Genomic DNA, 7794 nt, shown 5'->3' with positions numbered 1-7794 from the left:
GCCGCAGGCTAGCGGCCTGTGCCGCCGCATCGCGCGACGCGCCTGCCGAAGGCAACGTGGGCGCCGGCGCTGGCGCCGCGGTTGGCAAGGTTTTTGGCATGCACCGTGCCATGAAGGGCGGCGTGGGCAGTGCGTCGATCACCGTGAACGGCGTCACCGTGGGGGCCTTGATCGCCTGCAATGCCCTGGGCGACGTGCTCGACCCCGACACCGCACGGGTGATCGCAGGCGCGCGCACCGAAGACGGCCAGCATCTGTTGGACACCCGCCGCGCACTGCTGCAGGGCGCGCTTCCCCAGCCGTTGCTGGCGGGCACCAACACCACCATCGGCGTGGTGGCCACCGACGCATCGATCACCAAGGTGCAGGCCCACCGGCTGGCCGTGGCCGCCCACGACGGACTGGCACGCAGCATCAATCCCGTCCACACCATGTCCGATGGCGACACACTGTTCACCCTGGGCACGGGGCTCGCAGGCAAAAACCCAGGCATGCTGGTTCTGGCCACCCTCGCCGCCGAAGTGACGGCCATCGCCACAGCCCGCGCCGTGCGCGCCGCACAGGCCCTGACCACCGGCGACGGCCTTCACCTGCCCTGCGCTGCCGATCTGGCCTGACCCGCGCAGGCAATGTTTTTTCACTTCCGATCCATGCCCCAGGCTTTTCGCAACACACTGCTCACCCTGCGCGATCTCATCGTTTCCGCGGGCCCACTGGCTTTTCTGGCGCTGGGCCTGGTGGTGGCCGCCTACTGGTGGCTCGACCCCAATCCACCCAAGCAGGTGACACTGGCCACCGGCCCCGCGCAAAGTGCCTACGAGGAATTCGGCAAGCGCTACCAGAAGGCGCTAGCGGCAGACGGCATCGAGGTGCTGTTGCTGCCCAGCGAAGGCTCGTCGGCCAATCTGCAACTGCTACGCGATGGCAAGGCCGACGTGGCCTTCGTACAGGGGGGCACGGCCGAACTGCAGCCCGACGATGCCAACGAACTGGTGTCGCTGGGCAGCCTGTTCGTCGAGCCTGTCTGGCTTTTCTACCGCGCCGACGCTGCGTTGCGGGTCACCCCCCAGGGCCGGCTCGACAGCCTGCGCCAGCTGCGCGGCCTGCGGGTGAACGTGGGCTCGCAGGGCAGCGGTGTGCCAACCCTGGTGGAGCGGCTGCTCGATGCGAACCACGTGGACAAGGGCGAGGTGAAACTGTCGCAGCTGGAGCAGACCCCCGCCACCGTGGCCTTTCTGGCCGGCAAGCTGGATGCACTGGTCTTTGCATCGGCGCCCGAATCCCTCATGGTGCAGATGCTGCTGCAGACCCCGGGCGTCCGCCTCATGGACTTTCCGCAGCACGAGGCCTATGGCCGCAAATTTGCTTTTCTTACACCGGTAACGCTACCACGCGGCGTGGTGGACCTGGCCGGCAACGTGCCTGCCCGCGACGTGCGGCTGGTCGCGTCCACCACCTCGATGCTGGCCCGCGAGGGCACGCACCCCGCCCTGCTCACGCTCTTTGCCCAGAAAGCGCAAACGCTGCACGGCGGTGCCGGGTGGTTCAACCGCGCGCGCGAGTTTCCGAGCACCCGGCACAGCGAGCTGCCCATCGCCAAGGAAGGCGAGCGCGCCATCAATGAGCCGGTGCCGCTGCTGCAGCGCTACCTTCCGTTCTGGATCGCCAACCTGATCGAGCGGATGTGGCTGGTGCTGGGCATCTTGCTGGCCGTGCTGCTGCCGCTGTCGCGGGTGGTGCCGCCCATCTACCAGTTCAGGGTGCGCTCACGGGTGTTCCGCTGGTACGGGCGCCTGCGTGAGATCGAAAGCGATCTGGAATCGGGCAAGGCCTCGCCGCAAGACCTGCTCACAGCCTTGAACACCCTCGAGGCCCATGTCGAGAAAGTGAGCGTTCCGCTGTCGTACGCGGACGAGCTGTACGCACTGCGCAACTACATCCACCTCGTGCGCAAGAAGCTGCTGCGCACCTGACCAGCCCTGGCGGTGGGATGGGGGGATGATGGCCGGTGTGGTGAATAACCGAGGGGTTCAAGCCATCGCCACCGGCCCTGACGGCGTGTGCAGCACGCGCACAGCCCCCAGGTTGCTCTCGCGGTTCCCCCGCCAGATCAACGGCTCTTGCCGGGCTTGCGGGGTGGGAACGGACTGGGCTTGGAGCTCGCGGCTCGGGGCGGTGCGGGCACCACGCGCAGGGAGCCTTCGGCGGCGAGCTTGTCGCGCATCCGCCGCGTCATGGACTGGGTGCTGCCGTCCGCCGCCGTGAACAGAAAGAGTGTGCCGTGCGGGCTGGACCAGGTCAGCTGGGTGAGCACGGCCCGGCGGTTGGTGATCAGCTCCACCCAGGCGCCGATCACGAACTCGGGGTAACGATTCTCCGGCTCTGGAGCGATCGCACCGGGCGCGCTGTCGAGCGGGCCAATGACGGATATGTCGATGGCCTGCATCTCGCTTTCGGTGGCGAGAAGTGGGGGCACAGATTCTGGTGGATTTTCGGCAGGGGCGGTCTTTTCAAAGGCCGCCTGGTGCAGCCCCACGAGGCGCTGCAGGAAGCTGCTGGTCTGCGTGGGGGGGTACTGGATGGCCTTGAGCCCCGTGCGCACCGTCGACAAGATACCCGGGATCGCCTTCGTGAGCCGGTCGGGTTCCGCGCGCGTGAGCTCTGGCTGCGCGCTCCACAGCAGCAGGGGCACCAGCGCCAGATACCCGCCCGGGTCGGCGGCCCCGTCGCTCAGGCCACCCGGCTGCGTCACCTGGGCCGCCGCCACGACCTCGGCCCAGGGGCCGGTAACGAAATCCATGACATCCTTGGGCACCTGGTCGAGGTCAGGAAGCTTTCGAATATCAGCCGCGATCTTCGCGGCCAGCATCTCGCGCTGCTCGGCCTGCAGCGCGCGCGCCTCCTCGGCTTGCTGCTGCGCCTTGGCTTTGTGCTCCTGGGCATCCCAGGCTGCGTGCAATGCCTTGAGCACCGTGTCGAACGGCCCTGCATCCTGAATATCGGTGGCAGCCAGATGACTTACAGCTTCATTCAGCAGCCGCATAAACTGGCTGAACCCCGGTGCGCCTTCGGAACTGAAGGCAAGGCTGCGCTGCGTCAGCTCGTCCAGCAACTGCCGGGCCGGGTGCGCCTCATCGGAGAAAAAACGGCCATCGTGCTGCACCAGGTGCCTGATCGCCGGCTCAAGGTTCTGGATGGCCTGCTGGACGGGTGCAAGAAGTCGCCCATCCTGCGCGATGTTGGCCATCATGTGGCCCACCACCTCCACGGCCATCGCTGCCGAATAGGCCTCACCCTGCGCTGCAGGCATGTAGGGAACGGCATATGCGACCGGCGTTGCGCCGGGCCCACGCCAGCCCGCACTGCCGGGCGCTGCGTTGCCCGAGAGGCGCCCCACGAGGCGTTCGAGCTGAACCATGTCTTCGATGGCCTCGGCCGCCGCCGGTGGCAGGTAACCATTTGGCTGGCCAGCCAGCGCTGCCTGCGCACTGCCCGTGCCGCGCGGATCGGACCAGGCGGAATGGGCGCTGGCGGGCTGCCCGCCCGAAAAGGCACGGGGGTCGAATGCGTAAGGGTCGCCGCCACCGGCCAGCATCTGTCGCAGGATACCCACCGTGAGCAGCGCTTCCTCGGCAGCAGTGGCAATGGGAGCCTGCACCGATTCACCTTGCCAGCTGGAGGCAACGCCCCCGCCACGGCCATAGGCTCCTGGCATGCCGTACTCGCTGACCGGTCCGTTCATCGAATGCCCGCCGTAGCCCGTCGAATAACCGGTGCCATAGCCTGTCGGGTGGGCCGGTGCACCGTAGCCGCTGCGCCCGCCCGCGGGCGAGGCCAGCACGGCGTAGCCCACGGGCTCGACCCCGTGGTCCCGCAGGGCCTTGGCGGCGCTCTTGTATTCCTCTACCAGCAGCCGGGCCAGCACCTCGCGCATTTGCTGCATCCACAGTTGCCGAACCTCAGCCGCCACCCCGGTTTCGGCCACGACCCGCTGCAGCGCGCGGATGTAGTTCTCGGGCCGCAGAGGATTGCGCTCAGGTTGGACGCTGCGCAGCCCCTGCGCCGAACTTACCAGTGTGTTGAGTTCGGCGAACACCGCGTCGGTGGCATGCACGGCCAGTTGCTGGGCGCGCGCCAGCTCCACCTGGTCGTGCATCTCGCTTTCGTCCATGAGCGAGAGTTCGCCGAAATCCATGCCTGTGTCTTCAACGGCACGCCCCACCGATTTGGCGGGGCCCTCGGCAAAGATCTCGAGCAGGGCCATCGGATAGGCCTTGACCAGCGCGGCTTCATGCTGGCCCAGCAGCCGCAGGGCGTCGCTCACCAGGGTGCGGCGCTGGATGTCGCGCGTGGACGACTCTTCGCCCGTCAACGCACCCTTCGTGATCTGCACCAGTTGCCCCATGAGCGCCTCGCCGCCGCGCACGGCGTTGACAACGCAGGCACGGAACACCGTTCTCGAACTGGGCGCAAGTTGGGACATGTGGGAGAGAAGAAAGAAAAGCTTCCAGTTGCAATGCTACTTGACTGGAAGCCCCTTTATCTTTACTTCAGCGCCTTGAAGCGCATGCGCTTGGGCTTGGCGCCCTCTTCGCCCAGGCGCTTTTTCTTGTCCGCTTCGTACTCCTGGTAATTGCCGTCAAAGAACGTCCATTGGCTGTCACCCTCGGCTGCCAGGATGTGCGTGGCGATCCGGTCGAGGAACCAGCGATCGTGGCTGATTACCAACACTGTGCCGGCATATTCGAGCAAGGCATCCTCAAGGGCACGCAGGGTTTCCACGTCGAGGTCGTTCGAGGGCTCGTCCAGCAACAGCACGTTGCCACCTGCAATCAGTGTCTTGGCCAGGTGCAGGCGCCCGCGCTCACCGCCGGAGAGCATGCCCACCTTCTTTTGCTGGTCGCCGCCGTTGAAGTTGAAGCGGCCAGCATAGGCACGGCTGGCCATCGTGAACTTGCCGATGTTGATCATGTCCAGGCCGCCAGAGATGTCTTCCCAGACGGTCTTGTCGTCCGACAGCGCATCGCGGTGCTGGTCGACGAAGGCCATCTTGACGGTGGAGCCGATGACCACTTCGCCGCTGTCGGGCTTCTCGCGGCCGGCAATCAGCTTGAACAGCGTGGATTTACCGGCCCCGTTCGGGCCGATGATGCCGACGATGGCTCCGGCAGGAATGGTCATGGACAGGTTGTCGATGAGCACACGGTCGCCAAAGGACTTGGTGACGTTGTGGAACTCGATCACCTGGGTGCCCAGACGGTCGGCCACCGGAATGAAGATTTCCTGCGTTTCGTTGCGCTTTTGGTATTCGTAGTCGCTCAGTTCCTCGAAGCGGGCGATACGTGCCTTGCTCTTGGCCTGGCGGCCCTTCGCGTTCTGGCGCACCCACTCCAGTTCCTTCTTCAAGGCCTTGGCGCGGGCTTCCTCGCCCTTGTTCTCGGATTCCAGGCGGGCCTGCTTCTGATCCAGCCAAGTACTGTAGTTGCCCTTGTAGGGAATGCCGTGGCCACGGTCCAGTTCCAGAATCCACTCGGCGGCGTTGTCGAGGAAATAGCGGTCATGGGTGATGGCAACCACGGTGCCAGGGAAGCGGTGCAGGAATTGCTCCAGCCAGTCCACGGACTCCGCATCCAGGTGGTTGGTCGGCTCGTCCAGCAGCAGCATGTCGGGCTTGGACAGCAACAGGCGGCACAGCGCGATGCGGCGCTTTTCACCACCCGACAGCAGGCCCACCTTGGCGTCCCAGGGCGGCAGGCGCAGGGCATCCGCGGCAATTTCGAGCTGGTGCTCGGAGTCGGTGCCGGCGGTTGCAATGATGGCCTCGAGGCGCGCCTGCTCGGCCGCCAGTGCATCGAAATCGGCATCGGGCTCGGCATAGGCAGCGTACACCTCTTCGAGCTTGGCCTTGGCCGCAAAGACCTCGCCCATGGCTTCCTCCACACTTTCGCGCACGGTGTGGTCGGGATTAAGTTGGGGCTCCTGGGGCAGGTAACCAATCTTGATCCCGGGCATGGGAATGGCTTCGCCTTCGATCTCCTTGTCCACACCAGCCATGATCTTCAGCAGCGTGGACTTGCCGGAGCCATTCAGGCCCAGCACGCCGATCTTGGCGCCGGGAAAGAAACTCAGGGAGATGTCCTTCAAGATCTGCCGCTTGGGCGGCACGGTCTTGGTGACGTGATTCATCGAATAAACGTATTGAGCCATTGGGGTTCTAACCTGCAAAAGTGGGCAGAAATTCTGCGTGCAAACCGAGATTATCGGGCCATGCGACAATACAACCCGTTGCGGGCTCCAGTTGCCCGCCACATCAGCAATCTGCTGGGGACAAAGGAAGGCCATCTTCCGGGCTCCCACCCCTGAACCTCATCTGCCTGAGACTGGCTCGGCAACCCACCGGTTGCCACGACAGGCCGATACCCAGCGCCCCGGACGGGCGCATTCACCGACATGAAATTTGAAGAACTGAACCTGGCTCCTGCCATCCTGAAGGCCGTGCAAGAAACGGGCTACGAAACCCCCACGCCCATTCAGGCCCAGGCCATTCCCGCTGTGCTCGAAGGCCACGACCTTCTGGCCGGTGCGCAGACTGGCACCGGCAAGACCGCAGCGTTCACCCTACCCATGCTGCATCGCCTCTCGCAAGGCACCGCACCAAAGAACAAGTTCGGCGGCAAGGGCATTCGCGCCCTGGTGCTGACCCCCACCCGCGAACTGGCAGCCCAGGTGGAAGAATCGGTGCGCGAGTACGGCAAATACCTCGACATCAACTCCACCGTGGTTTTCGGCGGCGTGGGCATGAACCCGCAGATCGACCGCATCAAGCGCGGCGTGGACATCCTGGTGGCCACCCCCGGCCGCCTGCTCGACCTACAGCAGCAGGGCTTCCTGGACCTTTCCACCGTGGAAGTGCTGGTGCTCGACGAAGCCGACCGCATGCTGGACATGGGCTTCATCCATGACGTGAAGAAAGTGCTGGCACTGGTGCCCAAGGACAAGCAGAGCCTGCTGTTCTCTGCCACCTTCAGCGACGAAATCCGCGAACTGGCCAACACCCTGCTCAAGAATCCGCAAAGCATCCAGGTCACGCCCAGCAACACCACGGTGCAGCGCATCACGCAGGTGATCCACCCCGTGGGCCGCGGCAAGAAAAAGCAGGTGCTGCTGCACATCATCCAGCAGCACAACTGGAGCCAGGTGCTGGTGTTCACCCGCACCAAATTTGGTGCCAACAACGTGGCCGAGTTCCTCACCAAGAACGGCGTGCAGGCCATGGCCCTGCACGGCAACAAGAGCCAGAGCGCCCGCACCCAGGCCCTGGCGGGCTTCAAGAGCGGCGAGATCCGCGCCCTGGTGGCCACCGACATCGCCGCACGCGGCATCGACATCGACGACCTGCCGCACGTCGTCAATTACGAGATCCCCAACGTCTCCGAAGACTACGTGCACCGCATCGGCCGCACGGGCCGTGCTGGCGCCAGCGGCGAGGCCGTCAGCCTGGTCTGCATGGACGAAGAAGGCTTCATGATGGACATCGAGCGCTTCACCAAGCAGCAGATCCCCGTGCAAGTCATCGAAGGCTTCGGACCCGAGCCAGGGGAAAAGGCCGAGCCCATCGCCATGGGCCGCCAGACCATCTGGGGCGGCGCAGGCAAGCCGCCCAGCCGCGATGTGATGCAGGCCGCCGCCAAGGCCGCCCGCAGCGAAATGATGGAGCGCATCCGCGCCAACAAGGCCGGCCAAGGTGGTGGCGGTGGTGGTGACCGAGGACCGCGCCAAGCCAGCGGTGGTGGC

At 65.3% G+C, this 7794-nt stretch carries 5 protein-coding genes; 3 read left to right on the top strand and 2 right to left on the bottom strand.

Annotation, left to right across the window (positions count from 1 at the left end; all coding sequences use genetic code 11):
- Both ACDELDRAFT_RS16690 and ACDELDRAFT_RS16685 read left to right on the top strand, forming a co-directional pair.
- The coding region (locus tag ACDELDRAFT_RS16690; RefSeq protein WP_005798982.1) for a P1 family peptidase at positions 1-617 on the top strand (617 nt) is incomplete at its 5' end.
- Positions 618-650: 33 nt separating this feature from the next.
- Positions 651-1973, top strand: coding sequence for a TAXI family TRAP transporter solute-binding subunit (locus ACDELDRAFT_RS16685; protein WP_005798981.1), 1323 nt, complete (start codon positions 651-653; stop codon positions 1971-1973).
- Between the two features lie 137 nt (positions 1974-2110).
- Here ACDELDRAFT_RS16685 and ACDELDRAFT_RS16680 read toward each other — a convergent pair whose 3' ends face one another.
- On the bottom strand, positions 2111-4483 hold the full coding sequence (locus ACDELDRAFT_RS16680) for a DUF1631 family protein (RefSeq protein WP_005798978.1): 2373 nt from the start codon (positions 4481-4483) through the stop codon (positions 2111-2113).
- Positions 4484-4545: 62 nt separating this feature from the next.
- The gene (ettA, locus tag ACDELDRAFT_RS16675) at positions 4546-6207 is read right to left on the bottom strand and encodes an energy-dependent translational throttle protein EttA (RefSeq protein WP_040329631.1); all 1662 of its coding nucleotides are present in this window, start codon (positions 6205-6207) and stop codon (positions 4546-4548) included.
- Between the two features lie 243 nt (positions 6208-6450).
- Between ettA and ACDELDRAFT_RS16670 the strand changes: the two genes are divergently transcribed.
- The coding region (locus tag ACDELDRAFT_RS16670; protein ID WP_005798975.1) for a DEAD/DEAH box helicase at positions 6451-7794 on the top strand (1344 nt) is incomplete at its 3' end.

The sequence above is a fragment of the Acidovorax delafieldii 2AN genome, assembly GCF_000175235.1.
In the GTDB taxonomy this organism is placed as follows: domain Bacteria; phylum Pseudomonadota; class Gammaproteobacteria; order Burkholderiales; family Burkholderiaceae_C; genus Acidovorax; species Acidovorax delafieldii_B.
Note: the sequence above shows the minus strand (reverse complement) of the source record. Positions and strands in the feature narration are given on the sequence as shown.